This window comes from Ectopseudomonas toyotomiensis (genome assembly GCF_900115695.1).
In the GTDB taxonomy this organism is placed as follows: Bacteria; Pseudomonadota; Gammaproteobacteria; order Pseudomonadales; family Pseudomonadaceae; genus Aquipseudomonas; species Aquipseudomonas toyotomiensis.
In genome coordinates this window covers 48,134-74,602 of record NZ_FOXK01000008.1, presented here as the reverse complement: position 1 = coordinate 74,602, position 26,469 = coordinate 48,134, and the positions used below count along the sequence as shown (strand labels likewise).

At 62.5% G+C, this 26,469-nt stretch carries 24 protein-coding genes; 8 read left to right on the top strand and 16 right to left on the bottom strand.

Annotation, left to right across the window (positions count from 1 at the left end):
* Positions 1-13 precede the first annotated feature (13 nt).
* On the bottom strand, positions 14-1,249 hold the full coding sequence (locus BM186_RS17130; RefSeq protein WP_074916892.1) for an NADH:flavin oxidoreductase/NADH oxidase family protein: 1,236 nt from the start codon (positions 1,247-1,249) through the stop codon (positions 14-16).
* A 223-nt stretch (positions 1,250-1,472) separates the two neighbouring features.
* On the opposite strand from BM186_RS17130, the gene BM186_RS17125 reads away from it, so the two are divergent.
* Positions 1,473-2,498 carry an acetoacetate decarboxylase (ADC) gene (locus BM186_RS17125; RefSeq protein ID WP_074916890.1) on the top strand — a complete coding sequence of 342 codons (1,026 nt, stop codon included), beginning with the start codon at positions 1,473-1,475 and terminating at the stop codon, positions 2,496-2,498.
* 120 nt (positions 2,499-2,618) lie between these two features.
* Here BM186_RS17125 and BM186_RS17120 read toward each other — a convergent pair whose 3' ends face one another.
* On the bottom strand, positions 2,619-3,056 hold the full coding sequence (locus BM186_RS17120; protein ID WP_074916888.1) for a MerR family transcriptional regulator: 438 nt from the start codon (positions 3,054-3,056) through the stop codon (positions 2,619-2,621).
* Positions 3,057-3,214: 158 nt separating this feature from the next.
* Between BM186_RS17120 and BM186_RS17115 the strand changes: the two genes are divergently transcribed.
* The gene (locus tag BM186_RS17115) at positions 3,215-3,949 is read left to right on the top strand and encodes a substrate-binding periplasmic protein (protein WP_074916887.1); all 735 of its coding nucleotides are present in this window, start codon (positions 3,215-3,217) and stop codon (positions 3,947-3,949) included.
* Positions 3,950-4,396: 447 nt separating this feature from the next.
* A complete protein-coding gene (locus tag BM186_RS17110; RefSeq protein WP_074916885.1) occupies positions 4,397-6,052 on the top strand; it encodes a methyl-accepting chemotaxis protein in 1,656 nt (551 codons plus the stop codon).
* 39 nt (positions 6,053-6,091) lie between these two features.
* On the opposite strand, the gene BM186_RS27000 is transcribed toward BM186_RS17110, so the two are convergent.
* Complete coding sequence (locus BM186_RS27000; protein WP_099481817.1) at positions 6,092-6,220, bottom strand: PSPA7_2676 family Cys-rich small protein; 129 nt, start codon at positions 6,218-6,220, stop codon at positions 6,092-6,094.
* A gap of 169 nt (positions 6,221-6,389) precedes the next feature.
* A complete protein-coding gene (locus BM186_RS17105) occupies positions 6,390-7,145 on the bottom strand; it encodes an SDR family oxidoreductase (RefSeq protein ID WP_074916883.1) in 756 nt (251 codons plus the stop codon).
* A gap of 139 nt (positions 7,146-7,284) precedes the next feature.
* Between BM186_RS17105 and BM186_RS17100 the strand changes: the two genes are divergently transcribed.
* The gene (locus BM186_RS17100) at positions 7,285-8,157 is read left to right on the top strand and encodes an AraC family transcriptional regulator (RefSeq protein ID WP_074916881.1); all 873 of its coding nucleotides are present in this window, start codon (positions 7,285-7,287) and stop codon (positions 8,155-8,157) included.
* An 18-nt stretch (positions 8,158-8,175) separates the two neighbouring features.
* Here BM186_RS17100 and BM186_RS17095 read toward each other — a convergent pair whose 3' ends face one another.
* Complete coding sequence (locus BM186_RS17095; RefSeq protein ID WP_174892482.1) at positions 8,176-8,856, bottom strand: phytanoyl-CoA dioxygenase family protein; 681 nt, start codon at positions 8,854-8,856, stop codon at positions 8,176-8,178.
* 181 nt (positions 8,857-9,037) lie between these two features.
* On the opposite strand from BM186_RS17095, the gene BM186_RS17090 reads away from it, so the two are divergent.
* Complete coding sequence (locus BM186_RS17090; protein ID WP_074916876.1) at positions 9,038-9,523, top strand: hypothetical protein; 486 nt, start codon at positions 9,038-9,040, stop codon at positions 9,521-9,523.
* A gap of 13 nt (positions 9,524-9,536) precedes the next feature.
* Here BM186_RS17090 and BM186_RS17085 read toward each other — a convergent pair whose 3' ends face one another.
* From BM186_RS17085 to BM186_RS17050, 8 genes are all read right to left on the bottom strand, one after another.
* Entirely contained in the window at positions 9,537-10,016 is a 480-nt protein-coding gene (locus tag BM186_RS17085; RefSeq protein WP_074916874.1) for a VOC family protein, read from the bottom strand.
* Positions 10,017-10,092: 76 nt separating this feature from the next.
* A complete protein-coding gene (locus BM186_RS17080) occupies positions 10,093-10,893 on the bottom strand; it encodes a PA3715 family protein (protein ID WP_074916872.1) in 801 nt (266 codons plus the stop codon).
* Positions 10,894-11,139: 246 nt separating this feature from the next.
* Positions 11,140-13,365, bottom strand: a complete 2,226-nt coding sequence (locus BM186_RS17075; protein WP_074916870.1) for a putative bifunctional diguanylate cyclase/phosphodiesterase — start codon at positions 13,363-13,365, stop codon at positions 11,140-11,142.
* Positions 13,366-13,796: 431 nt separating this feature from the next.
* The gene (locus BM186_RS17070) at positions 13,797-14,498 is read right to left on the bottom strand and encodes a hypothetical protein (RefSeq protein WP_074916868.1); all 702 of its coding nucleotides are present in this window, start codon (positions 14,496-14,498) and stop codon (positions 13,797-13,799) included.
* A 194-nt stretch (positions 14,499-14,692) separates the two neighbouring features.
* The gene (gene phnE, locus BM186_RS17065) at positions 14,693-15,454 is read right to left on the bottom strand and encodes a phosphonate ABC transporter, permease protein PhnE (RefSeq protein ID WP_074916866.1); all 762 of its coding nucleotides are present in this window, start codon (positions 15,452-15,454) and stop codon (positions 14,693-14,695) included.
* Positions 15,451-16,278 (bottom strand): PhnE/PtxC family ABC transporter permease, encoded by an 828-nt coding sequence (locus BM186_RS17060; RefSeq protein WP_074916864.1) that lies wholly within the window; start codon positions 16,276-16,278, stop codon positions 15,451-15,453. The genes phnE and BM186_RS17060 overlap by 4 nt, the downstream gene beginning before the upstream one ends.
* Complete coding sequence (locus BM186_RS17055; protein WP_074916862.1) at positions 16,272-17,072, bottom strand: phosphonate ABC transporter ATP-binding protein; 801 nt, start codon at positions 17,070-17,072, stop codon at positions 16,272-16,274. Before BM186_RS17055 ends, BM186_RS17060 begins: the two co-directional genes overlap by 7 nt.
* Entirely contained in the window at positions 17,069-17,920 is an 852-nt protein-coding gene (locus BM186_RS17050) for a putative selenate ABC transporter substrate-binding protein (protein ID WP_074916860.1), read from the bottom strand. Before BM186_RS17050 ends, BM186_RS17055 begins: the two co-directional genes overlap by 4 nt.
* A 135-nt stretch (positions 17,921-18,055) precedes the next feature.
* Between BM186_RS17050 and BM186_RS17045 the strand changes: the two genes are divergently transcribed.
* Together BM186_RS17045 and BM186_RS17040 are read left to right on the top strand one after the other, a co-directional pair.
* The gene (locus BM186_RS17045; protein WP_074916858.1) at positions 18,056-18,946 is read left to right on the top strand and encodes an NAD(P)-dependent oxidoreductase; all 891 of its coding nucleotides are present in this window, start codon (positions 18,056-18,058) and stop codon (positions 18,944-18,946) included.
* Positions 18,943-19,734 (top strand): hydroxypyruvate isomerase family protein, encoded by a 792-nt coding sequence (locus BM186_RS17040; protein WP_074916856.1) that lies wholly within the window; start codon positions 18,943-18,945, stop codon positions 19,732-19,734. The genes BM186_RS17045 and BM186_RS17040 overlap by 4 nt, the downstream gene beginning before the upstream one ends.
* Positions 19,735-19,903: 169 nt before the next feature.
* Here BM186_RS17040 and BM186_RS17035 read toward each other — a convergent pair whose 3' ends face one another.
* The 3 genes from BM186_RS17035 to BM186_RS17025 form a co-directional block, all read right to left on the bottom strand.
* Complete coding sequence (locus BM186_RS17035; protein WP_074916854.1) at positions 19,904-22,084, bottom strand: putative bifunctional diguanylate cyclase/phosphodiesterase; 2,181 nt, start codon at positions 22,082-22,084, stop codon at positions 19,904-19,906.
* Between the two features lie 69 nt (positions 22,085-22,153).
* Positions 22,154-24,322: a hypothetical protein gene (locus tag BM186_RS17030; RefSeq protein WP_074916852.1), complete on the bottom strand. Its 2,169-nt coding sequence runs from the start codon at positions 24,320-24,322 to the stop codon at positions 22,154-22,156.
* Between the two features lie 283 nt (positions 24,323-24,605).
* The gene (locus BM186_RS17025; protein WP_072426336.1) at positions 24,606-25,583 is read right to left on the bottom strand and encodes a zinc-dependent alcohol dehydrogenase family protein; all 978 of its coding nucleotides are present in this window, start codon (positions 25,581-25,583) and stop codon (positions 24,606-24,608) included.
* A 171-nt stretch (positions 25,584-25,754) separates the two neighbouring features.
* Here BM186_RS17025 and BM186_RS17020 point away from each other — a divergent pair, with 171 nt between their 5' ends.
* Complete coding sequence (locus BM186_RS17020) at positions 25,755-26,456, top strand: substrate-binding periplasmic protein (RefSeq protein ID WP_074916851.1); 702 nt, start codon at positions 25,755-25,757, stop codon at positions 26,454-26,456.
* Positions 26,457-26,469: the final 13 nt, after the last annotated feature.

Sequence of the window (26,469 nt, the reverse complement as noted above, 5' to 3'; positions counted from 1 at the left end):
TGGTGAGGCGCGGTTAGCGCGCCTGTCGCCGCTCCATCCGACGGCGATATTGGCGAGTACGGAAGAGGTCTTTCACCTGCTGCGTCACCAGCGCCCACAGGGGCGATACGCCGGGCTGGGAGTCCCGGCCCTGACTGAGCTGGTGCAGCTGGTACTTCACCACCGCCATGTTCGCCAGCGAGGCCAGCACCTTGTTGTTCCAGGTGATCGGCGGCAGCTGGGGAGCGCTGCCGAGGCCGAGCTGCCAGTCACGCGGCAGGTTCGGGTCGATGGCCAGGGCCGTGCCGATGCCGACCATCTCGATGCCACTATCCAGCACCTGTTGCGCCACCGGTGCACGGCGGATGCCGCCGGTGACCATGACTGGCATGCTCGCCACCGCACGAATCTCACGGGCGAACTCCAGGAAGTAAGCTTCGCGTGCCAGTGTACGCCCATCGCGGGCCTGGCCCTGCATGGCCGGCGCTTCGTAGCTGCCACCGGACAGTTCGACCAGATCCACATTCAGTCCGTTGAGCAGGCGCACCACCTGCTGCGCGTCCTCGGCGCTGAAGCCGCCGCGCTGGAAGTCTGCCGAGTTGAGCTTGACCGCCACGGCGAAGCCCGGCGACACCACGGCACGTACCGCCTTGACGATCTCCAGCAGCAGGCGCGCGCGATTTTCCAGCGAGCCGCCCCATTGGTCGTTGCGCTGGTTGGTCAGTGGCGACAGGAACTGGCTGAGCAGATAGCCGTGCGCCGCGTGGATTTCCACGCCCGTGAAGCCGGCCTGCTCGCCCAACTGCGCGGTGCGGGTGAAGCGCTCGATCACGTCCTGAATCACCGCCGGGGTCATTTCCTGCGGCGTGGCAAAACGCTTGGACAGGTTGCCCAGCTCCAGCGCTACCGACGAAGGCGCCCAGGTTGGCTGGCCCAGGTTGGACTGCATCTGCCGGCCGGGATGATTGATCTGCAACCAGAACTGAGCCCCTTTGGCGCGGCCGATACGCGCCCAGCGTTCGAATCGCGCCAACTGTTCGTCGTCTTCCAGCACCACGCCGCCGGGGCCGGTCATGGCGCGGCTGTCGACCATCACGTTGCCGCTGATCAGCAGACCCGCGCCACCCTCGGCCCAGGCCTCATAGAGGCGCATCAGGTGCTCGGACGGCGCGTGGTCGGCATCCGCCATGTTCTCTTCCATCGCCGCCTTGGCGATGCGGTTGGGCAGGGTCGAACCATTGGGCAGGACAAGGGGAGTGAACAGGGTCATGGGCGCTTCCTCGGTTGAGCCAGAGGTGACCTTAACTTTAAAGTTCACTTTAATGTCAATGGGTATCTGCTCCCGCTTCAACGCGTTACCGCTTTGAAACAATCTCATCGGTTTGGCTACTTGACCTTAAAGTTCTGTTTAACCTTAGGGTTGCCGCGTCTGCTTCTCGGAGACCATTCCGATGGGCAGGGCACTTATGAATCTCTCAACGCGGATAACAACGATGAAGCAGTTTGCCGAGCTTACTAAACGTCTGAAACGCCAGCGCACTGCACTGCTGGTAGGCGTGATTCTCAACGCCGTCGCCATGCCCTCATGGGCACAGGAGGCCGATGCGACCGCTGCCACGGTCGATATTGCCGGCCATTCGGTGCCGGTGAAGGCGGGCGGGCTTTACCAGCGTTTTCACTCCAATCCGCCACTGTCGGTGATTGCTGCCGAAGTGCCGGATATCGATCTCAGCTGGTTCCGCGGTCTGCAGAAAACCAAGGTGGATATGGGCTTCGAGTCCTACTCACCGAACTTCTACTACAGAAATACACGCGTCACCGCGGTATTCACCGCTGACCTCGACAGGCTGCGTGAACTGATGCCGACAGAGGTGCTGGAACAAGTGCAGCCACTGCAGATCTGGCCGGGCAGGGGGCTAGTCGCTTTCACTGCCTACGCCTATCACTACTGCGATAACGACAGCTACAACGAGATCGCGCTGTCCATCGTCACCAACAAGCCTGGCAATGCCAACCTGGGGCCCATCAGCCTGGTCGGGCAATCACTGTCCAAGGACTTCTGGGGTTACGTGCTCAAGCTGCCGGTCAATACCGAGCTGGCGCGTGTGCGTGGTGTGGTCGGTTACAACCTGCCGAAGTGGCTGACACCCATCGATTATCGCGAGACCGACAAGCGTCTCGTCTTCGAAATCGCCGATAGCGAAACCGGCAAGCTCGACGTTACCTTCGAGGTGGAGAAACTCGCTGAGGTATCTACCGAACCTGAATGGGTGACCAATAGTTTCACCAATATTGGTCACGATGGTGAGCTTGCCTATGGCTACGCCGTTTCCCGACAGATGAGTCACGCTTCCAACTCGAATGCGGATTCGGTGAGCCTCAAACTCGGCGACGGCAGCCTCTCGACCTACATCGAGTCACTGAAGCTGGGCAAGATGATGAAGTACGAATACGTGCCGGATTTCCAGAGCGCGCTCTATGCGCCGGAGCCGCTGGCGCAGATGCTCAGTCAGGAGTAAAAACGCTTCCTTGTCGACTGCGAGACAAGTGCTTTCGTAGGAGCCAGCTTGCTGGCGATGCTCTGTGCTTTCATGCAGATCGCCAGCGAGCAGGCTCCTACAGATGTAGCGAGCACTCGCTTATTTCTTTGCGCGCTTGGGCGTCTCGCTCGGCTCGCTCAGGTTCATCTTCGACAGCACCCGCTTGGCGTTGCTGGCGCAATCGATATCGTCCGGTTTGCTTTCGATCTCGTCGATCAGCGTCAGCAGATGCGCCTTGCTCTGTGCCAGGCGCTGTTCCAGCGCTTCGATGTCCTTCACTTTTGCCTGCAGGGTATCGAGCAGCTTGCCGTGTTCCCACTGCGTCAGATCCTGTGGCAACAGGGTGCGCAATTCGTCCAGGCTGAAGCCCGCTTGCTGTGCGGTGGTGATCAGGTTAAGCACCAGTACGGCCTGTTCCGGGTAACTGCGATAGCCGTTGGCCTGGCGCTCCACCAGCCTGAGCAGGCCGATGCTTTCGTAGAAGCGAATGCGCGAGGCCGCAAGGCCTGTGCGTTGCGCCAGTTCGCCGATCTTCATCTGGGTATATCACCGTGGCAGGAGCGTCGTGAGCTCAAGGTTAACTTTAACCTTCGGCTTTGGCCATGAGGTTGCAACACTGGCATAGCGTCTATGCTTGCCGAGCCCCCCTGATCAGAGCCGCTCTTGAACCGCATCCCCTCCAGCAGGTACAGCCCGTGAAGCACTCGATACTCATCGCCGCGCTGCTCTGCCTGCTGATGGGGGCGTTTGCCAGAGCCGAGACGTATCAGCTCGTCACCGAGGAGTGGGCGCCCTACAACTACCGGGAGAACGAGCACATCACCGGCATGGCCACTGAGGTGGTGCGGGCCATCATGGCGCTGACCGGCGACCACTTCGAGATCAGAATGAGGCCCAGCATGCGTGCCTCTCGTGTACTGCAGACTCAGCCCAGAACCATCATGTATTCGATGTTTCGCACGCCAGAGCGCGAGTCCTTGTTCAAGTGGGTCGGGCCCATCGCCGAGGAATCCATCTATCCCTACCAGTTGGCCGCCGCAGCACAGCCGATCCACACCCTGGAGCAGTTGCTGCACGCCCCACGTATAACCACCCGGCACGCCGGTCTGGTGCCCACGATGTTGGCGTCGATGGGGTTCGACAACCTCGACATGATCGCAACGGAGAGTCGGCAGCTCTACCGCATGCTGCTGGCCGGGCGTACCGAGGTCATCATCGGCGACACGGATGCAGGCGTTGCGTACTACAGTCGCCAACTGGGTATCGCCCCGGGCACCCTCAAGCGTGTGCCCATCGAGCTGTATCGCTCATCGCTGTATATCGCCTTCAGCCGCGACAGCGACGACGATCTGGTAGCCAGCTGGGCCAGAGCGCTTGAGCATCTGCGTGATACGGGTGAGCTGGCGCGCATTCAGAGCCATTATCGGTAATTCATCAGCCCCTTCAGTAGCGCCAGACACTCGGCTCTTTATCCATTACCAGGACAGCCAGGCGTGTGGCCGGGATTTGTCCTAAGCTCGGAGTCATGAGCGCTTCGTTAAGTGGAACCACGCAGCGCGCTGCATCCAGTGTTGGAGAGCATCGGACAGTTGCTACTCAGATGACAGGTCTGCCAGGCGGTTGAAAAAGCTAGCCTGCGTTTTCCTTGCTGAAGGATGCCCTTTGACAGTTGCGAAGTACCGGTACCGACGTTTCCCCCGAAGGGACAGTGTCGGCGGTTAAGCCAGGTCGATGTGCTGTGGGAGTGAGGTTCACTGGCAGCTGATCAGGTTGCGGGACTCGATTGACAGGAGGCCAACGGAGCGGGCCATCGCCCAGTTCTTGCGTGCACTCAAATGATCTTTTGATGTCATCTCACGTTCTTGGCAGGTGCTCTTATGCAATCTCCTACCCCTCGCTTCTCCACTCGCGGCCTTCTCTATGCCAGCTATGCCAGCCTTTTGGCTTTGATGCTGGTAATCGCGGGGGTCTCCCTCTACAACCTGGCAGCTGCTGATCGGGAGTTCTCCGACTACATCAATGGTGTCGAGGCACGGGCGCGTCTGGCCAGCCACGTCAGCGATACCGTCAAAGACAGGGCCATCGCCCTGCGCAACCTCGCGCTCAATGCCGAGCCTGCAGCGCGAGGCCAGCACCGAGCGTCCATAGCCGCGTACGAGAAGGACGTGGTCGACAGTCTGGCGGCCCTGCGCGAAGCGATGCTCACGCACAAGGATGTTTCGGACGTGGGGCGTAACATGCTCGCGCGCATCGAACAGGTCGAAGCGCGCTACAGCCCGGTGGCGCATACCATCGCCGAGCATCTGTTCAAAGGCGAAGATGCACAAGCCATGCGCATGGTCAGCGAGCAATGCACGCCGCTGCTCGAAGAGCTGACACGCATGATCGACGAGTACCTGGTTCATACCAACGAGGTGGCCGATCAACGCGTCGTCGACAATGAGGCTCAATACGAGCGGCAACGGAACATTCTGGTACTGATTACCGTGCTGAGTTTTGTGCTCGCCGCCGTACTCGGCCACTTGATCAGCCGCCATCTGCTCAAGGCTCTGGGGGCCGAACCCAGCGATCTCAATCAGATTGCCCAGCGCGTGGCCGAAGGCGACCTGCGCAACATGGAAAAAGCCGTGGACATAGTGGAGAACAGTGTGCTCGCCGCGCTGCAACGCATGCAGCAGAACCTGCGCCAGGTCACCCAGGAGATCGATAGTTCTTCACGTACGGTGGCACATTCCAGTCAGGAACTGAGCGAGTCGAGCCTGCGCAACGCTGCCAGCGTGGCCAACGCGCAGCGTGAGGTGGCGCAAATCGTCACTGCTGTACATGAAATGGCGGCAACGGTGCAGGACGTCGCGCGCAGTGCGGAGTCTGCAGCCCAGGCTGCCAGCGAGGCGGACGAGGCGGCCCTGCAAAGTCAGCGCAAGGCTGGCCACGCGGTGAGCCTGATCGGTGAATTGGCCGAAGTGATCGATAACTCCAGCGAAGCCATGGGTCGCCTGAAGGCCGAGAGCAGCAACATCGGCAGCGTCCTCGACGTCATCAAGTCCGTGGCCGATCAAACCAACCTGTTGGCACTCAACGCCGCTATCGAGGCGGCTCGGGCCGGTGAGGCCGGGCGTGGTTTTGCCGTTGTGGCGGATGAAGTACGCAGCCTGGCGCGGCGCACCCAGGAAGCCACCACCGAGATCGAAGGGCTGATCGCCAGCCTGCAGAAGATAGCTGATGAAACCTCTGCCTACATGCAGCGTTGCCAGGGCTCCAGCGCGCAATCAGTATCCGGTGTGTCTGAAGCGGGGGAGGCGGTGGCACGAATCGTCGCCATGATCGAACGTATCAACGGCATGAACCAGCAGATAGCCACTGCTTCCGAACAACAGAGCGCTGTAGCCGAGCAGATCAGCCGGGGCATTATCTCTGTACGCGACAGTACGGAACAGTCCGCCTCGGCTTTCCAGAGCACGCAACAGGAGAGTGAAAGCCTGGCGCGTACCAGCGAGATACTGCGGGAAAACATCTCGCGCTTTCGTCTGTAACTGGCGCCAGGGCGGGGGCTATGGGTCGCCTACTGTCGTTCAGCTTTGCGGTGTGTAGCGGTGGCTGCCGCAGCGGCTGCAGTACTGACACAGAAAGGTTTCCCTGCCCATCAGCATGGTCACGCCCTCGGACCAGCAACACCCGGCGAGCAAGCAACGAATGGTCATGATGGCCTCCCTCGGCCCGGCGGCCGGCGCTCTCGTTCAATCAATCGACCGCCGGTAGGCGGCGATGGTTCGATCTCAATGCCGAGCGGCTCTGTGCCTCGCTGGCGCCCAGCTCTTGGGAGCAGGGCGCCACGTGTGCGCCCGCCCCGGCCTTGCGCGCGTCTCGGCTTCAGATTGCCTGACCGCCGGATACCTCGATGCGCTGGGCGTTGACCCAGCGATTCTGCTCGCCGAGCAGGCTGGCGATCATCGGGCCGATGTCGTCCGGCACGCCGACCCGACCCAGCGCCGTCATCTCCGCGAACACCTTGTTCAGATCCGGCATGTCGCGCACGGCTCCGCCCAGGAAATCCGTTTCGATGGCACCGGGCGCCACTGTGTTGACTGCGATACCCCGGCTGCCCAGCTCCTTGGCCATGTACAGGCTGAGTACCTCCACTGCGCCCTTGACCGCCGAGTAGGCAGAGAAACCGGGATAGGACACTCGGGTCAGCCCGGACGAGATATTGACGATACGACCACCATCGGCCATCAGTGGCAGCAACGCCTGGGTGAGGAAGAACACCCCTTTGAAATGCACGTTCACCAGGGCATCGAACTGGGCTTCAGTGGTGTCGGCAATCGACGCCATGTCGCCATGGCCGGCGTTGTTGATCAGGTGGTCGAAGCTGTCGCGTTGCCAGGTCTCGTTCAGCGCCTGGCGCAGGCGTTGCACGAAGGCCGGAAAGGTGCTGACGTCGCCAGCGTCGAGCTGCAGAGCGACCGCCTTGCGTCCCTGGGCGTGGATGTCGGCAACCACGGCCTGTGCGGTGTCGGCCTGGCTATGATAGGTGACGACGACATCGATGCCCTGACGCGCGATGTTCAGCGCAGTATTGCGGCCGAGGCCACGGCTGGAGCCGGTTACGATGGCGATCTTGGTCATGGTAAAAATCCTCTCATGGGTGAACGGGATTTCATTGTGTGGCTCGTGGCGCAACCCCGTCGTTACCGAAACCTCGACGCTTTTTGCCTATTTCTCCAAGAGGAAAAGACATGCTCTGGATCAGCATCAGGAGCCCACGATGAGCGCAGCGCTGCTGGAGGTCGTCCGCGGTTATCTGGATCGACATGGCGAACCCGGCGGGCTTGCCCAAACGCCCATTCCCGGCTTGACCATCATTCGCACGTCAGAGCCCAGCGGGCTGGATTACGCCATCACCCGGCCTCTGGCCTGCCTGGTGTTGCAGGGCAGCAAGCGCGTCATGATGGGCACCCGGAGCTTTAACTTCAGCGCCGGTGATTCGCTGTTGATCACCGCCGACGTACCGACGGTCAGCCAGATCATCCAGGCGAGCCACGAGGTCCCGTACATCTCGCTGGTGATCGACCTCGATCCTGCACTGCTCACCGAATTGATGGAGGAGATGAAGGCGGTGCCGAGTGCGGAGCTGGAGCCCATCCGCATCGAACCGACCGATAGCGAAGTCGCCGAAGCGGCACTACGCCTGATGCGACTGCTCGAGCGTCCGGCTTCGGCGACAGTGCTGCATGCTTCGCTTGTGCGCGAACTGCACTACTGGCTGCTGGCTGGCCAACATGGCCCGGCGATCAGTCGTCTGGGCTGGCCGGACGGCCATGCGCAGCGCATCGCTCGGGCGGTGAAGGTGCTGCGCACCGAATTCACCCGGCCGCTGCCGGTGGAGCACCTGGCGTCCGTGGCCGGTATGAGTCCGTCATCTTTTCATCACCACTTTCGCAACCAGACATCATTGACGACGTTGCAATTTCAGAAACAGCTACGTCTGATCGAGGCGCGTCGCCTGATGACAGGGGAGGGCGCCACCGCCAGCAGTGCGGCGTTCGCGGTGGGTTACGAAAGCGTGTCTCAGTTCAGCCGGGAGTACCGCCGGCTGTTCGGCCTACCGCCAGCGAGAGATGCCAGTGTCGCCTGCTGACACTGGCAACCGCCTTGCTCACACCTGCCTCAAGGAAAAATCCGCAGGTTCGAAGCGTTCGCTCGCGTCCATGCGAATCCCCCGCAGACTGCGTGTTTCCAGATAGGACGCGTACAGTGGCTCGGCGAAGTAGCTGATCAGGATCGAGCGGCGACGTGTGCCGAGCCGGTTCAGGCTGCCGGCGTGTATCAGGTCCACATCGAACACTAGGATGTCGCCGGCCACACCCGTAAGCTGCACTGAGCGGGACTCGTCGTTGACGTCGAAGGGGGGCTCGCCGGCAGGCGGACGGTGGCTGCTCGGGACGATACGGGTGGCGCCATTGTCTGGGCCGTAGTCGTCGAAGTAGACCATGGCATTGGCGATATCGCCCGGGCGCTGCGCCGACAGATCGCGATGCAGTTGCTGATGACCGCCACCGGCCAGTGGCTCACGACCCTCCACCTGGGCGAGGAAGAAACGTTCGCCGATCAGCTCGCCGACCACTGCCAGCAGCTGTGGCAGGCGGCACACGGCCTGAATCATGGCGTCGTCATCCAGCAGTGAGTGATGCCAGTCTGTGCCGCGCGGTACCGGCCACTGATCCGAGGGGGTGATGCCCGCATCGAACACGGTGCGCAAGCCATCCAGCCACCCGACAGGAACCGCCTGGCGCAGCAACGCATAGCCGTCGTGGTGGAGTTGTTCGCGGTCCGTCATGGTCAGGCTCCCGTCATCCATACATCCGAAGAAAACAGCTGGAAGTCGAAGACGCAAGCCCGTTCTTCAATGCATGACTCTCCGTCTGCAAATTCAGCCGCAGGCCATGACCAAGACTGAATACAATGGCGCCTGAACTTTCCGCGCCATGCACATGGCTGTACCGAACGAGGAACGCCCCATGGCCTCCGCAGACAAACAGAAGAAGCGCGCCCAACGGGCCAAGACCAAAGCCAGGCAGAACCGCATGGGCAAGCCCAAGGCGCAGGCCAATGTCGTCCACCCGATTCTCGCCAACCCGCTGATCAACGAGCCGTTCGATGATGTCGAGATCGACCTGAGTACCTTCGATTTCAAGGACATCGAAGAGAATGGCTTCGACCCCGCGCATTTCGATGACCTGTTCCAGGCGATGAAAGCCGGCGAAGGCATCAGCCTGCTTGCCTTGTGCCTGGTATTCCTGCAATACCCGGTGCTGGAGCTGGTGGTCGCCGAGGAGTCGGAGGACGCCGCCACCGATTTCATGATGGGCCTGCTGATCGTCTACCGCGGCATCTTCCACGATGAAGACGAAGACGCCGCGATCACCTGGATCGGCAGCGACGCCTTCCAGAGCGCCTATAACGAAGCGTCGCTGATCCTGCAGAAGAAGAACGCCCGCGCCTGATCGGTCCTGCCGATCAACCTTTCAACGCTGCCTCGATTCTGGCGATGTCGATCTTGCTCATGGTCATCATCGCCTCGAAGGCGCGCTTGGCCGCTGCGCGATCGGAGCTGGCGATGGCGGCGCTGAGGATGCGCGGGGTGATCTGCCAGGAGATACCCCATTTGTCCTTGCACCAGCCGCATTCACTGGCCTGGCCGCCGTAGTCGATGATCGCGTGCCACAGGCGATCCGTCTCGGCCTGATCGTCGGTCGCCACCTGAAACGAGAACGCCTCGTTGTGCTGGAATGCCGGGCCGCCATTCAGGCCCAGGCAGGGTATGCCCATCACACTGAACTCCACCGTCAGCACATCGCCCTGCTGGCCACTGGGGTAGTCACCGGGCGCATGGTGTACCGCCAGCACGGCGCTGTCGGGAAAGGTCTTGGCGTAGAAGGTCGCAGCCTCCAGCGCATCGCGGTCGAACCAGAGGCAGATGGTGTTCTTGCTGGTCATCCTGAGTCTCCCACCATGGGTTGAGACTCAGGAGTCTAGACGGCAGTGGGGCGCTGGTTTGTTCTTCTGTTCGTCGTTACGGCTGCGGCTCTCTCATCCAGAACGTCGGGAACTGATCGAACGGGTAGTGCTTGCCGTCGTAGCGGACGGTGGTGCTGACCTTGCGTAGCACGGGCTCCTGCCGGCCAGCACGAATATGGGCGGTTACTACCAGGTCGGCGTAACCGTGGGCTTGCTTGGGCCCAAGGCTCAGCGTCAGGTCGGCCTGCTCCGACTCGAAATCACCATCCAGTGCGCAGGCCACGCCCTTTACCGTCGTCCACGAATACAGATAGGTGGCAAACACCGGCCTTAGCCGAGGCCCTTGCGGCACCACCAGCGTCAGCAGGTCATTGAAGCCGGCATCCGGACAACTTGCCCCACGCGCGACACTGCGCACCACCACGCCGAACGCGCGAACGCCTGGTGCCAGGTGATAACGCGCGGTATCCAGCCACAGGCTGCCAGCATCGATTTCCAGTGCGGCATCTTCGCCGAGGTAGTCGTCATGTCGCTCGCGCAATTGCCCGCTCTGCGCGTCCACCTTCGCCACCAGCCAGTTGAGATTGCGCTCGCCCGCTGGCGTGGTGTCCTCGGCGTCACGGTAAGCCAGGGTCACTACGGACAACGCCGAATCATCCGGCCAAGACTTGCAGGCAGCCGCCACCAATGGTCCGTCGCCATGCCCGTCAGGGGGCGTCCAGCCTTGCTGTCCCAGTTGGGTCGCCAGTGAGTCCAGCAATGCAGCGTTGCAGGGCTGTGGCTGGCGCGTATCGGCTTGAGCGATAGGCAACAGACAGAGCGCCAAGGCGGGGAGGATGCTAGGTAAACGATCCATGTTGGTGAGTCCTTGTTCGGCGGCATTTGTTTGAGTGGAAACCGGGGGAGAGGATGGAGTCGCTGGACTATGTTGGGGGCTGCTATCGGCCACTAGCGGACGTTCATAGCAGAGAAAATAAATCTGCTCCCTTTCCCCGCTTGGGCGACCAGGATGTAGACCAAAGTGCGATTACGGTTCGCCAGCTCGATACACGACTGCGCAAAGAAATGCTCCTTGATGTCTGATTTTCAGGGCTGCCCCCCCTCAGGACTGCCGGTCACGTATGGATGCCGGGAGGTCCAAGAACGCTTCGAGCTCTACAAAAGGCATCGGTTTGGCAAAGTAATACCCCTGAAAAACATCGCAGTAGCTGCCCTTCAGAAATTCCATTTGCGACTCTGTTTCCACGCCCTCGGCGACCACCGTCAGGCTGAGGTGATGGGCCATTGAAATAATGCCTTGGGTGATCGCTGCATCGTTATGATCGGTAGCGATTTCCTGGACGAAGGAGCGGTCAATCTTGATTTTGTCGATGGGCAAACGCTTGAGGTAGCTGAGGCTGGAAAAACCGGTGCCGAAATCGTCCAGTGCAATGCGCACCCCCAGCGCCTTGAGCCGGTGCAGCGTTTCGATCGCCTGCTCAGCGTTATTCAATAGAAGCGACTCGGTGATCTCCAGCTCCAACTGCTCACCCCGGAGACCGTGTTTTTCAAGGGTAGCCTGGACATACTGGACGAAATGGCCGCGATGAAAATGCATCGGCGAAATATTCACGGCCATCGAGATGCTCGTGGTGCCTTGATCACTTAGCTGGCGCAACTGCGCACAGGCCGCATCGAGTACCCAAAGGCTTAGCGGGATGATCTGGCCACTGTCTTCAGCCACCGGCACAAACACCGTTGGTGAGATAAACCCCTTCTCCGGATGCTCCCAGCGCAGCAACGCTTCTAGCCCGACCACTCGCCCCGTGCGCGCGTCCACCTGCGGTTGATAATGCAGCTGTAATGTCTGAGTTTCGATCGCCTTTTGCAGGTCGTTGCGCAGGCTCGCGTACTCGCAAACGCGCTGATTCAGATCGCTGGTGTACCACTGAAAGTTGTTGCGCCCTTGCTGCTTGGCTTTGTACATCGCCATGTCAGCCTGCTGGATCAGCTGCATCGGCTGCTCGATATGACCATCGCTCAGGGTGATACCGACACTAGCACTCACGTGCAGGTCCATGCCCTGGACGCAGTAGGGTTTGGCAATGCTGGCCATCAATCGCTCGGCCACCGGCACAACGTCCTCATCACAAAGTAGGTCCGGTAGCAGAACGATAAATTCATCACCGCCCATGCGCACGATGGTATCCCCGGGACGAACCTGCTGGGTCATACGCTGCGCGACCTCAATCAGCACTTGGTCGCCGAAGTAGTGCCCGATCGAATCGTTAATGGATTTGAATCCATCCAGATCAAGGTACATTACCGCCAGGCGGCGCTTATGCCGACGACTGATGTGACAATCCAGAGCAAGCCGGTCTTCAAGCGAAACACGATTAAGCAAACCGGTCAGCCGGTCATGGCTGGCGTTAAAGCTCACTTGGCGCTCGAAATGCTTCTGCTCGCTGATATCCCGAGCGATGCCAAACACACCGACGATCTCGTCATTGACCATGATCGGCAGGTTGGAGATGTCCATGGTCAACAGGTTGTCACTCTCGTCGCGAAGCCGGGCCTCAAAGCGTTGGGGCGCTCCGGCGCAGGCTGCTGAAAAATGCTGGCTGACCTGTTGCAGGTCTTCTTCGAGCACCAGCTGAGAAAAGTGATGGCCAATGAAGTTGGAGGCTGTGTGCGGTTTCAGCTTCAGGCCTGCCGGATTCACACTCTGGATATTGCCGGCCAGATCAAGCGCGAAAACCGGGTTTGGGTTGTAGGTAAACAATGAGCGAAAACGTTGTTCGCTTTCCTCCAGACGTTGGCCGTCACGCTCATGACGGATAGCGATGACGGCGAGTTGGGCGGCGCAGGTCATTTGTTGAATTTGCGCCTCGTTCGGCGTATGGACACGGCTCTGGTACAGAGCAAATGTGCCCAATACACCTCCTTGATGGGAGAGCAACGGCAGCGACCAGCAGGAGCGCAGGTTATGCCCCAGCGCCAAGCTGCGAAAGCGCTCCCAGCGTGGATCCAGGGCGATGTCTTCGGTGACTACAAGCTCGCGCCGGAACACTGCGGTGCCGCAGGTTCCTTCCTGTGGACCAATGGCCATTCCATGAACCGCGTTGTTGTACTCTGCCGGCAGGCCGGGCGCTGCGCCGTTAAGCAAGCGTTTGCCCTCGGCATCAGCAAGCAAAATCGAGGAGCGGGTTGTGGGGGCCTGTGTGTCGAGCATCTGGCAGATCGCGCTGAGTATTTCGTCCAGATGATGGTCGGCCGCGATCATTCCAAGAATGTCACGTTGCGGATCGGCAAGTGTCTTGCTCTGCAGGCCCGTGCAAAAAGTGTTCATGGTGGTTCCTGAAGACTCTCAAGATCGTCCGGTCTTCAGAGAGTCAGAAACAGTGGGCGGCCGATCACTGTCCACTAGTACGTCGGTAGCGCACTGTATAAAGCACTAACGAGCTAAAAACAGACTCAGAGCCCATATAAAAAACGGTATCAGATTGCCGCCATCTGGCTGACTTCGCGTTCTCGACGCGCGGCAATGTATTGGCCGAACGAAAAGGGGGGCAGATAAGTTTTCCCGACTCTAGAACGTCCGTCTTGTTGGCCGATTGTAGCGGTTGATGACCGTCCGCTAATGGCCGATTGCAGCCTGTCACCCATTCACCGCCAGCATCAGCAGCAAGGCCATTGGAGCGTCTAGGCGAATAGGCACATCGCAGATTGCCAAAGCAGAAACCCATCTCACGACAGGCTCCTGTCCGGCTCGATGCTGAGCTACTTGGCGGCCGCTTCCTTCGCAGAGTCGGTGCTGTACAGCGCCAGGTGGTTGGCGATGCACATATCCATCGCCTCGATCAGAAACAGGTGGGGCTTGTCTTTGATCGGCGGAACCAGGCAGCGGCTGGCCACCCGTTGGCCGAGCATTTCCGCATCGATGTAGATGAGGTTGACCGGCGACTTCTCCGGATTTTCTTCGGCGCTGAAGAAGGCGCGGGTGTATTCCTCGTCCCCCGCAGTTTTGTCGAAGGTGCTGCTGTCGATCCGGGTTGTCAGGACTTCGCCGACAGGTAGTTCCTGGCGGCTGAGGATGGCGACGCCAATCGGGCCGGTCAGCCCTGCGACCAGCGAGCTTTTGCGCAACTGCGATTGCAGGTTGGCGTAGGTCACGAAGTGATGGACGTTGATGGCGGGTTGGCTGCCCAGCTCCGGGAAGGCCTCATAAGCCCGGTGTGCCAGCAGTCGCGGGCCTGTGGGCTTGGTGGCGGTGTCCGGCATGCGGTAGATGGCGTAGGCGCTGCTGGTGACCAGCAGGCTGAAGATCTCCTTCTCGCTTTCACTGCTGGGGCGTTGATCGTGGATGACGATCTTGTCGGATTGCTCGATGCCGGGGAATTCCGGTGGTGGCAGCGAAGGCTGACTGGCGCAGCCTGCAATGATCAGTGGGGCGGCGACGAGAAGGTATTTGAGAGCGCGCATACGACATCCTGTTGTCGGGAAAAGGTCTGTTGGCTCATGGCCAGGCATCTGCGCGAGCTGGCGATGCATGATGGCCATGGGCTATGCATGCTGGCTCAAGCCGCGGGCGTTTTCAATGCCTGCCGTGGTAGGCCCAGGCAAGTGCCCATTGCGCGCTCAGGCAGCAAGCAGAATATCGATATCGTGCCGCCGGCTCAGCTCACCCACCGCTGCCGCGCCCAGCCACTGAACCCATCCACTGCCAGCACCAGCAGCAACATGGCCAGGATCACCGTGGCCGCCTGGGCTTCCTGGAACAGGCTGAGCGACACGTAGAGCATCTGCCCCAGGCCGCCGGCGCCGACGAAGCCGAGCACGCTGGCCATGCGGATGTTGTTCTCCCAGCGGTACAAGGTGTAGGCCACCAGCTGCGGCCAGACCCCGGGCAGGGTGCCGTAGCAGAAGGCGAGCATGCGTCCGCCGCCGCTTTCGCGGATGGCGTCGGCTGGCTCGCGCGGGGTGTTTTCCAGCGCTTCGGCGAACAGGCGGCCGAGCACGCCGGCGGTGTGCAGGGCCAGGGCGAGGGTGCCGGCGTTGGGGCCGAGGCCGGCGGCCAGCACCATCAGCGCCGCCCATACCAGCTCGGGAATGGCGCGCAGGGCGTTGAGCAGCAGGCGTGTGGCGTGCAGGGCGATACCGCCGAATCGCCCGGCGGCCGGCAGTGCCAGGGCCAGGCCGAGCAGGGCGGCGAGCAGGGTGCCGATGGCGGACATGGCCAGGGTTTCCAGCGCGCCACGGCCGATGGCCTGCAGGTGTGCGGCCGAGAAGTCCGGCTGCAGGAAGCCGCTGGCGTACTGGCCCATCTGCGCCAGGCTGTCGCCGGCGACCAGGGCGCCGAGGTCGATGCCCAGATAGAGGAACGAGGCAACCACCGCGGCGAGGAGGGCGGCGAGCAGGATCAGGTTGCCGGCTCTCATGTCAGCCTCGCGCGCAGCAGGCGGCTGAACTGGTCGGCCAGCAGCACCAGCAGCAGGAAGGTGAGCAGCATGCTGGCCACTTCGCCGCCAGCGAACATGCGCAGCGACAGGTCGATCTGCTGGCCCAGGCCGCCGGCACCGACGAAGCCCATTACCACCGAGGCGCGGATGGCGCATTCCCAGCGGTACACGGTGTAGGAGAGCATTTCCCCGGCGGCATTGGGCAGTACGCCGTAGGCGAAGGCGGCCAGGCGGCTGCTGCCGGCACCCAGCAGTGCGCGGGTGGGGCGGGCGTCGACCGATTCGAAGATTTCCGCATACACCTTGCCGAGCATGCCGGCGTAGGTGATGGCGATGGCCAGCACCCCGGCGGTGGGGCCGAGGCCGACGGCGCGGACGAACAGCAGCGCCCAGACGATTTCCGGCACGCTGCGCAGGAAGATCAGCAGGCCGCGCACTGGCCAGCGCGCCAGGTTCGCCCACCAGGCCGGGCGGCCGCCACGGTGCACGGCCGACAGCGACAGCGCACGGCTGGCCAGCAGCGCGGCGGGGATGGCGATGAGCAGTGCCAGGCTCATGCCGGCGGTGGCGATGGCCAGGGTTTCCAGGGTGGCGCGGCCGAGCAGGGTGAGAAACTCGGCGTCATGCGCAGGCGGCCAGAAACCGGCGAGGAAGTTGCCCATGGCGCGAGTGTTGTCGCCATCGACCAGCACGGCCAGGTCCAGCTCGCTCAGGCTCAGGCCCGGCCACAACAACAGCAGCGCCAGTACGGTGATCAGCAGGCGCGGCAGGGCGGCGGGGTCGCGTGGGGCAGTGGTCAGCATCGCGGGATATGCGTCGGTTGCGGCGGCACGGGGGAGCTGGGCGTGGCCTGCAGTTGCTCGTTGGCGTACAGCGCATCCAGTTGCGCTGGCTGCACGTCACCAGCCGGCAGGTCGAAGGTGATACGTCCATCGCGAATGCCGACGATGCGGGGGAAGTGCGCCAGCGCCAGGTCGACGGCGTGCAGGCTGGCCAGTAGGGTCATGCCGCGTTCGGCTGCCTCGCGGTTGAGCACGGCCAGGGTATGGCCGGCCAGCACCGGGTCCATGGCCGAGACCGGTTCGTCGGCGAGAATCAATTCAGGCGCCTGGTACAGCACGCGGGCGATGCCGACGCGCTGCAACTGGCCACCGGAAAGCTGGTCGCAGCGCTGGTAGAGCTTGTCGGCGATGTCCAGCCGCGTCAGGGCGGCCTGGGCACCGCTGGCATCCAGCGGATGCAGCAGGTTGAGCAGGCCTTTGACCACTGACCACTGGCCAAGCTTGCCGGCCAGCACGGCGGTGACCACGCGCTGACGCGGTGGCAAAGGCGGTGCCTGGTGGATCAGACCGATGCGTGCGCGCAGACGCTGGCGCTGGCGGGCAGCCAGGCGCCAGGGGTTGTGCTGCAGCAGGTCGATCTCGCCGCGTGTGGGTTGCAGGCTGGTGGCCAGCAGGCGCAGCAGGGTGGTCTTGCCGGCGCCCGAGGGGCCGATGATGGCCACCCGTTCGCCGGGGCTGACCTGCAGATCGATATCTTCGAGCGCGACCTTGCCGTTGGCGTGGGCCAGGCCCACGCCACGCAGGGCGATGCTCACTTCAACAGACCAGCGGCGCGAGCGGCTTCTTCGATGCCTTCGTAGTTCTCGGGCTTGGTTTCGATGAAGCGGCTGGCGGCCTGCAGGTCGAGAATCGCCTTGTGCTCCGGCTTGGCCGGATCGAGGGCGAGGAAGGCGGCCTTGATCTTCGCCTGCAGGTCGGCGTCGAGGTTGCCGCGCACGGTCCAGTTGTAGTCGTAGTAGGTCGGGGTGGTGGCGAAGACCTTGACCTTGTCGGTGTCGACCTTGCCGGCATCCACCAGCTTCTGCCACACCGAGGCGTTGAGCACGCCGGCATCAGCCTTGCCGGCCTGCACCCAAGCCGCGGTGGCGTCGTGGGCGCCGGAATAGGCCACGCGGCTGAAGAAGTCTTCCGGCTTGATGCCGTCCTGCAGCATGAAGTAGCGCGGCATCAGGCTGCCGGAGGTGGAGGACACCGAACCGAAGGCGAAGCTCTTGCCTTTCAGATCCTGCAGCGATTTCACCGCCGGGTCGGAGGTGATGAACTTGCTGGTGAACTCGGCGTCCTGCTCACGCTGCACCAGCGGCACGGCATTGCCGGTTTTCAGGCGCGCCTGGACGAAGGTGAAACCGCCCAGCCAGGCCATGTCGATACGGTCAGCGGCCAGCGCTTCGACCACGGCGGCGTAGTCGGCTACCGGTACGAACTCCACCTTCATGCCCAGTTCCTGCTCCAGGTAGGCGCCCAGCGGCTTGAATTTGCGCAGCAGTTCGGTGGGGGCTTCGTCAGGGATGGCCGAGACCTTGAGGACGTCGGCGGCTTGCGCGAATACAGCGGATACGGATAGGGCGATGCCGGCGGCGAGCGCCAGGGTGTTCTTGAACATGTCGGATTCTCCGGTTCAATAGCGGGGAAGGCGCGCGGAGTATAGTGGCCCGACGCTGCCGATGCAGCCCCGGCAGCACACAACTGACTCCGGGGTTAAGATGCGCGCTGGATACGAACTGCCTGGAGTTGATCGATGACTGCAACGCTGCCCGCCCTGGCCTTCGCCGGGATTGGTCTGATGGGCCTGCCGATGACCCGCCGCCTGCTCACCGCAGGCTACCCGCTGACCCTGTGGAACCGCACGCCGGACAAGTGCGCGCCGCTGCTGGAGCTGGGCGCGCATCGTGTGGAGAACCCCGCCGAGCTGTGTCGCGACGCCAATGTGGTGATGCTCTGCCTGGCCAATACCGAGGTGGTGCGCGAGGTGGTGTTCGGCCCGGGCGGGATCGTCGAGGGCGCGCGGCCGGGGCAGTTGCTGGTGGACTTTTCCAGCCTCGAGCCGGCAGCCACCCGTGAGATGGCCGCCGAGCTGGAGGCACGTACTGGCATGCGCTGGGTGGATGCGCCGGTTTCCGGCGGCACGCCGGGGGCTGAGGCCGGCACGCTGGCGATCATGGCTGGCGGCCGCGAAGAGGATGTGGAGCGTGTGCGCCCGGTGCTGGCGCATCTGGGTCAGCGCCTGACACGCATGGGCGAGGTGGGTGCCGGGCAGGTGACCAAGGTGTGCAACCAGATGATCGTTGCCTGCAATGCGCTGGTGATCGCCGAAGTGGTGGCGCTGGCCGAGCGCTCCGGCGTCGATGCCAGCCTGATCGCCCCGGCCCTGGCCGGCGGTTTCGCCGATTCCAAGCCGCTGCAGATCCTCGCGCCGCAGATGGCAGCGAGCCAGTTCGAGCCGATCAAGTGGCATGTACGCACGTTGCTCAAGGATCTCGACACCGCAGTGAAACTGGCGCGCGAACAGGGCAGCTCCACGCCCATGAGCGGCCTCGCCGCGCAACTGATGCGTCTGCATGGCAGCCAGGGCAACCTGGAACGCGACCCCGCCACGCTGGTGGAGCTGCTGCGGGAGCAGTGCCCATGAAGATCGCGGCCAACCTGTCCATGCTGTTCACCGAGTTGCCGCTGCGCGAGCGTGTGCTGGCGGCGATGACGGCGGGTTTCGATGGCGTGGAAATTCAGTTTCCCTACGAGTTGCCAGCGGTAGCCCTGAAAGAAGTGCTGGAGTTGACCGCTCTGCCGCTTGTGCTGATCAACGTGCCGGCAGGCGATCTGATGAGCGGTGGCCCCGGCCTGGCTAGCGTGCCGGCGCGCCAGGCCGAGTTCGACGCCGCCCTGCAGGAGGCGTTGACCTACGCCGCCATGGCGCGCCCGGCCTGCATCAATGTGCTGCCCGGCCGCCTGGCCGAAGGCGTGAGCCGCGAGCAGGCGCTGGATTGCCTGGCCGCCAACTTGCGCAAGAGCGCCGAGGCCTTCGCGTCGTTGGGTATCCGCGTGTTGGTGGAGGCGATCAACCCGATCGACATGCCGGGCTTTCTGATCAATACGCCGGAGGATCTGGATACGCTGCTACGTGCAGTGGATCACCCGAATCTGGCCGTGCAGTACGACCTCTACCATATGGCGCGTCAGGGGCTGGACGTGGCCGCAGGCATGCGCCTGCTGGCCGGGCGCATCGGTCATGTGCAGTTCGCCGACGTGCCGGGGCGTGGCGCGCCAGGTACCGGCGAGCTGGCGTTCCCCGCGCTGCTCGGTGCGTTACGTGACAGCGGTTACAGCGGCTGGCTGGGCGCCGAGTACAAGCCGGGCGAGGTGGGTACGCAGGCGAGTCTGGGCTGGTTGGCACAGTGGCAACAGCGCATGTGCATGTAGGGTGTGCTGTGCGCACCGCGATTCGCATGGTTGTCGGCTGGATCGGTGATTGGGTTTTGGCTCGGTGCGCACGGCGCACCCTACGGGAACTGAAGCCCCCTCCGACAGGGGTTGCACAACTGCTTGTAGGAGGCGCTTTAGCGGCGATCCTTTGCTCTGGGGCGAAGGCTCAAGACCTTGCCGCCACCCGCTCCAGTGGCCGGTAATGCGGCGGGAAGCGGGCCAGGATTTCCTCCAGCGGTACCGGTTTGCTGAACAGGTAGCCCTGCACCTGATCGCAATCGCGTTCCTGCAGGAACGCCAGCTGCTCAGCGGTTTCCACGCCTTCGGCGACGACCTTCAGATGCAGGGCGTGGGCCATGGCGATGATGGCGTGGACGATCTCGCGGTCCTGACTGGAGTGGGCCACGTCCTGAATGAAGGAGCGGTCGACCTTCAGCGTATCCAGCGGCAGGCGGCGCAGGTAGGCGAGCGAGGAATAGCCGGTGCCGAAGTCGTCGATGGACAGGCTGACGCCCAGCGCGCGGATATTTTCCAGCAGGCCGATGGCGCGGTTGATGTTGCTCAGCAGTGCGCTCTCGGTCACCTCCAGCTCCAGGCAGTGAGCGGGGCAACGCGTCGCGTTCAACAACTGCTCGATGCGCCCAGGCAACTGATCGTTGGCCAGGTTCAGCGCCGAGCAGTTGACCGCGATCTTCAACCCCGGATAGCCGAGGCGGTCCAGGCTGTTGAGGTCGAGACAGGCGCGGCGCAACACCCAGTTGTCGAGCTGATCGATGAAGCCGTTGGCTTCGGCGATGGCGATGAAGCGCTCGGGTGTCAGCAAACCGTGCTGTGGGTGATGCCAGCGCACCAGGGCTTCGAGTTTGCTCAACACGCCGCTGCGCAGATCGATGATCGGTTGGTAGAACAGGGTCAGGCCACTGTCCTGCTGCAGGGCCTGGCGCAGGTCTTCTTCCAGTTGCAGCTCGAACGAGGCTTTCTGCTTCAGGTGCGGGTTGAAGAAATGCACCACGTTGCGCCCGCTGCCCTTGGATTGGTACAGCGCCAGGTCAGCGTGCTTGAGCAGTTCGTCGGCGTTGCTGCCATCCTGCGGGAACAGGCTGATGCCGACGCTGGTGGTCATCACGATCTTGCGTCCGGCAAAGCTGATCGGCTCCTTCATGTGCTCCAGCATGCGCGCGGCCAGTGCGCGCGGGTCGGCGTTGCTGTCGAGGCTGGCGACCACGCAGAATTCGTCGCCACCGAAGCGCGCGATGATGTCGCGCTCACGCAGCGCACTGCGGATGCGTTGCGCCACCACGCGCAGCAACTCGTCGCCGGCGTCGTGACCAAGGCTGTCATTGATGCGTTTGAAGTGGTCGACATCGAGGAACATCACCGCCAGGCTGCGGCCGGTGACCGCGTGTTCCTCCAGGGTGGCGGCGAACACCCGGTTGAAGCCACGGCGGTTGAGCAGCTCGGTCAGGGGATCGAAATGCGCCACCTGCTCCAGCGAGGCCTTGGCCTGATCGAGCTGCACCAGCAGGGTATTGACCCGTTGCAGGTCGCGCTCCTTGTCGTCGAGCTTACGGCCGGCCCAGGCCGCGGCCAGGCTCAGGCTGAGAATCAGCAAGGTGATGGAGGCGACGATCAGAACCAGTTGCACGCTGTTGTCGGCGCTACGCAACTGCAGCGGCGTGCCGTCCGGCACCACCAGTTTGAGTGCGGCCATGCCGGTGTAGTGCATCGAGGCGATCGCCGCGCCCATCACCAGCGCTGCGGAATACTTCAGCCAGCGTTGGCGAAGCTGCGAGCCATGGCGCACGTAGCGGTTGAGCAGCAGCGCGGCGAAGCTGGCGCTGATGGCGACGACGATGGACAGGGTGAACAGGCCGCCGTGGTAGTAGGCCTGGGCCTCCGAACGGATCGCCGCCATCCCGCTGTAGTGCATGGCGCTGATACCCAGGCCGATGATGCTGGCGGCCAGCAACTGGCGGCTCAGGCCGGGACGCGGCATGGCCATGTAGTACACGGCCAGGAGGGCGGCGGCCAGGGCCACCAGCAGCGACAGTACGGTGGTGGCGAGGTCATAGCGAATGGCGACAGGCGCCTGGAACGCCAGCATGCCGATGAAGTGCATGGACCAGATGGCGCCGGCCAGGCACAGCCCGCCGAGCAGCCCCCAGACCAGACGCATGCTGCGCCTCAGGACGTTATCGAGGTGCCTGGCGATGGTCAACGTGCTGAGGCTGCCGACGCTGGCGATGACGTATGACAGTGTCACCAGCCAGGGATCGTGTTCGCAATTGAGCAGGAGCTGGCCCTGCTCGGGTAGGTTGGCAAGAAAGCGGATCGACAGTCCTTCCATAGCCATCTCCCGCCTTGCGGCAGTGTGAGTGCCTTAGTCAGTGAAGCACAGGCACGCCCGTACCACCTATTATCCGTAATCGTTGAGCGAGATCACCCGGGTCTTGCCGATGCGGTGGCGATAGATTTCGCGCAGGTACTTGATCGCCTGTTTGACACTTTCGCGTGTCAGGCGGATGTCATTGATCGAAACGAACTTCTCCGTGTCGTGGATCAGCTCGCGGTACTTCTTCTCGTACATCGGTTTGATCGCATACCAGTTGGTGTCGAGGATCTTCGCCGGGTCTTCGTGCTCGTTGAGCATGGCGTCGAGCTGCGCTTCGTTGAAGCGCTCGGAGACGATGAAATCGAGCATGGCGTCGTCCAGGCTGTCGTCGAAGCGGTACTGGTCGCGGGCGAAGCAGCGCTTGATGTAGGCGACGATCAGGGTCAGGAAGTCGTCCGACAGGCACGGGCTCTTGACGATCAGGGTGGTCAGCGACAGGTTCGCCGAGGCGCCGATTACCAGCGCGTAGCGCTTGAGCGTGGTGTTGGGGAAGAGGTTGTTGAGGTGGGTCTTGAGCCGGTTCAGGTCCATGTAGGACAGCTTGTAGTCCTTGGGCAGCGAGACGATGGACACCACCGAGGAGCAGTTCTTGAAGAAGTGCAGGTCGCTCAGTTGCGTGGCGTCATAGCCGCTGGACTTGTACTGCTCCAGCGCCTGGCGATAGCGCTTGGACTCGATCGGCAGCAGGCTGATGCCTTCGATGGCCTGGGTGACCTTGTTGAAGTGCGGCAGGTCGATGGAGCGGAAGAACAGGTCGTCGATGTTCAGCCGTGGCGGGCTTTGGTCCTTGTCCAATACGCGGAATTTCTCCGAGAGTTGGGCATGCTGTTCGGGCACCACGGATTCGGCGTAGGCCACGGCCACCGGGCCGGCCAGGCTCATGAACAGGTCGTTGGCGTCGAGGCGGATGGTTTCGCCGATGTCGATGCCGGCGCGGCGGAAGTAGTTCTGGTCGTAGTCGCTGGTCACCGCCTGGGCAGTGAGGATGTTGAAGATCTGCTGCGAGATGTACTGGTTGGCGTGGCGCTCCATGGCGGTCACGTCGATGTTGTGGATGCTGCCGTCACCGCTTTCCTCGGCGTAACGCATGATGTCGTTGGAGATCAGCATCATCGCGTTCCACGGGCGGATGCGGCGCATCACGCTTTCGGCGCTGTTCTGCTCGTTGTCGAAGTTGTAGGAGAAGTCCCATTCCTCGGCCAGGTACTTGCAGAGCAGGCGTCCGGCATTGATGTGCAGGGCTTCGGACATCTCGCTGCGCTGGTCGGAAATGTTCGGCAGGATGCAGATGCCGCTGGTGAAGATCGGTTCGAAGACGAAACCACGTTCGCGCTCGGCCTCTCCATCGTCCGGCGTCTTGCTGTCGAAGGTCTTGCTCATGTAGGCGAACTGTTGTGCCAGACCGAACTCCGAAGCCATGCCTGAGCCGGTGCCGCCGCCGGCGCTGAAGATATAGAAGTACAGGCGCGACTGGTTGGCCTTGATCCCGCAGGAGTCGATCAGATAGCTGTGGATGAACTTCCAGTCTTCGTTGGAGAAACGCTGGGTGTCCTTGTTGAGGATGATCTTGGCCAGGTACTGCCCGAGGATCGGCGCGTTGCCGGCACCACCGGCATGCACCTCGGACAGGTCCATGATCTTCATCTTGCTGTAGTCGTCGAGAAAACCGCTCATCTCGCCCTTGCGCGAGAAGCGGATGCGCCCGGCGATGTCCTTGTCCAGGTCGCCGAGCATCACCAGCGGCTCGATCAGGAATACCGGCTTGCTGCTCTTGCGCGGCGCGCGCAGCAGGTTGCTGCGAATCCAGCGACTGGGGCGCGAGGCCTGCTCGATGGTGGCAGTGGCTTCGCTGTGAAACTCTTCCAGATAGAACTGGCGCGCGTTGTAGACCAGGGAGGCGACGTCCAGTGCGATGTTCGAGCCGCAGCGGCCAAGGCCGATCAGGCACACCGAGGGAAATTGCTGGATGCGGCTCGACTCGCCCTCATCCAGCGGCTCGCCCAGCGGGAATACCATGTTGCGCAGGCCATCGAGGTTATCCAGGATGCGCTCGATATCGCGTTCGGTGAAATACAGATACTGCTCGCCGCTAGCGCTGTGCCCCGGCAGCGCGGGTGGCGCCAGCAGGTTGTCGGCGATATCGGCCAGGGTGGCTTCCTTTGCGGGGGCTACGGCGTCTTTTTTAGTTTTCATCAGTGACAGTCCGGCGAGTCAGTGGGGTATTGGCCATTGGCCATAAAATGACCAACCCCATAGGTTCTAGCACGGAAAAAAGCACTTTGCCTTATTCCCCACGGATATGAGCTGCTTTGGCTAAGCGGCTTCGCGCTGCACATAAAGCAGGCGTATGGCAGTGGCCTGCCCCGCACAGGGCGTACTCGCCGCAGGCATTGCGCCGCTGGGGCGGGAGGAGAGAGGGCGCCCCATGGGAACGGGGGCGCCGGGTGCACTTCGGAGGCAGGGTGCGCTGTCGGTCTCAGGGCACCAGCAGAATCTTGCCGTCACGCTCGCCGCTGGCGGCAGCGGCTACGGCGTCCTTGATGTGTGCCAGGTCATAGGTCGCCGCGACGCGGGTCTTCAGCTTGCCGCTGGCGATCAGTTGCACCAGTTCGCCGAACACCTTCATCTGCTGCGCCGGGCTGGCCTGCTGGAACCACTTGGCTAGCCAGAAACCGCGCAGGGTCACGTCACGGAATACGAACGAGGCGGGAGAGACCTGGCAGGCCTGGCCGCTCATCATGCCGTAGTTCACCAATACGCCGCCGTTGGCCAGCACTGCGGCCAGGTTGTCGGTGCTGACGCCGCCGACCGCATCGATACCCAGGCGAACTTCGGCGCCGCCAGTGGCTGCGCGCACACGCTTGGCCAGGTCCGGGCCGTCCACCAGCACCAGATCACCGCCCTCGGCCTCGACGCCGGCAATGGCCGAATCACGGCGTACCACGTTGATGGTCTTGAAACCGCGCAGCTTGGCCAGCTGAATCAGATAGCTGCCGACGCCGGAGTTGGCGGCGTTCTGGATCACCCAGTCGCCCGGCTTGAGGTCGACGAATTCGCTGAGCAGCAGCGAGGCAGTGGGTGGGTTGACGGTAAGCATGGCCAGTTGCAGCGGGTCGGCATCCGGCAGCGGGATGAGTTTTTCCGCTGGCGCATTCAGAGCCGTGACCCAGGTACCGCAACCGACCGGCAACAGCACGGTCTGGCCGACCTTGAAGTTGCTCACGCCTTCACCGAGCGCCTCGACCTTGCCGACGCCTTCGTTGCCGCCCACGGCCGGCAGTGGCGGCAGCATGCCGTAGGCGCCGGTCAGGGTCAGCACGTCGGACGGGTTGATCGGTGCAGCCAGTACCTTGACCCGCACTTGTCCGGCAGCGGGTTCCGGCAACTGCAGTGGCACCGCGCTGATCACGTCCTGCGGCACCGGGCCGCGTTGTTGGTATTCGGCTTTGAGCATGGTCTTGATCTCCTGAAGGCAGGCGCAAAATGCGTGCAGCCAGTCTAGCCGCGATAGGGCAAAGCGGAATGAATCGGCCGGCATCCACTCTGGTTATGAAGGCGGCCAGGCGTCTATGCTCTGGCGGGATCGATAGTGGGGTAGAAGATGCTCAGATGGTGGCTGGGAGTGATGCTGGCATGCCTGAGCCCGACGGTTGCGGCCGAGCTGCTGCATGTCGGCTTTGGCACGCACAAGCCGCCTTATGTCTACGAAGGTGAGCCGCGTGGCCTGGAATATGAATTGGTGGAGCGTGCTGCGCACAACGCCGGTTTTGAAGTGACCGCCTATTACGCGCCGATAGAGCGCTTGCACCTGATGCTGCGCCGCGGCGAGATCGACGCCATTACCACCACTCACGAGCGCAGTGGCGTGCAGGCCTTCTATTCGGACGTCTACATCCATTACCAGAACGTGGCGGTAGCGCTGGCCAAACGCGGTTATCAGATCGAGCAGATCGCCGACCTCGGTCAGTACGCGGTCAGCGCCTTTCAGCGTGCGCGACTGCTGATGGGGCCAGAGTTCGAGCGCATGGCCATGAACAATCCGCGCTACCGTGAGGAGGCGCTGCAGATCAATCGCAATCGCCTGCTCTACAGCGGCCGCACCGATGTGGTGGTGGGCGACAAGCGCATCATCCGCCACCTGAATCGCGAGGTGGATGATCAGGTCGACGTGACCCAGCCACTGGCCTGGTTCGATATTTTCCCACCGACGCCATACCGTGTCGGCTTTCGCCGGGACGAACAACGTCGGCGTTTCGACGAGGGCCTTCGTATGCTCAGAGAGAGCGGCGAATACCTGCGTATCGAGCAGCGCTACCTGAACGACTGAAACCTGAGGAAAC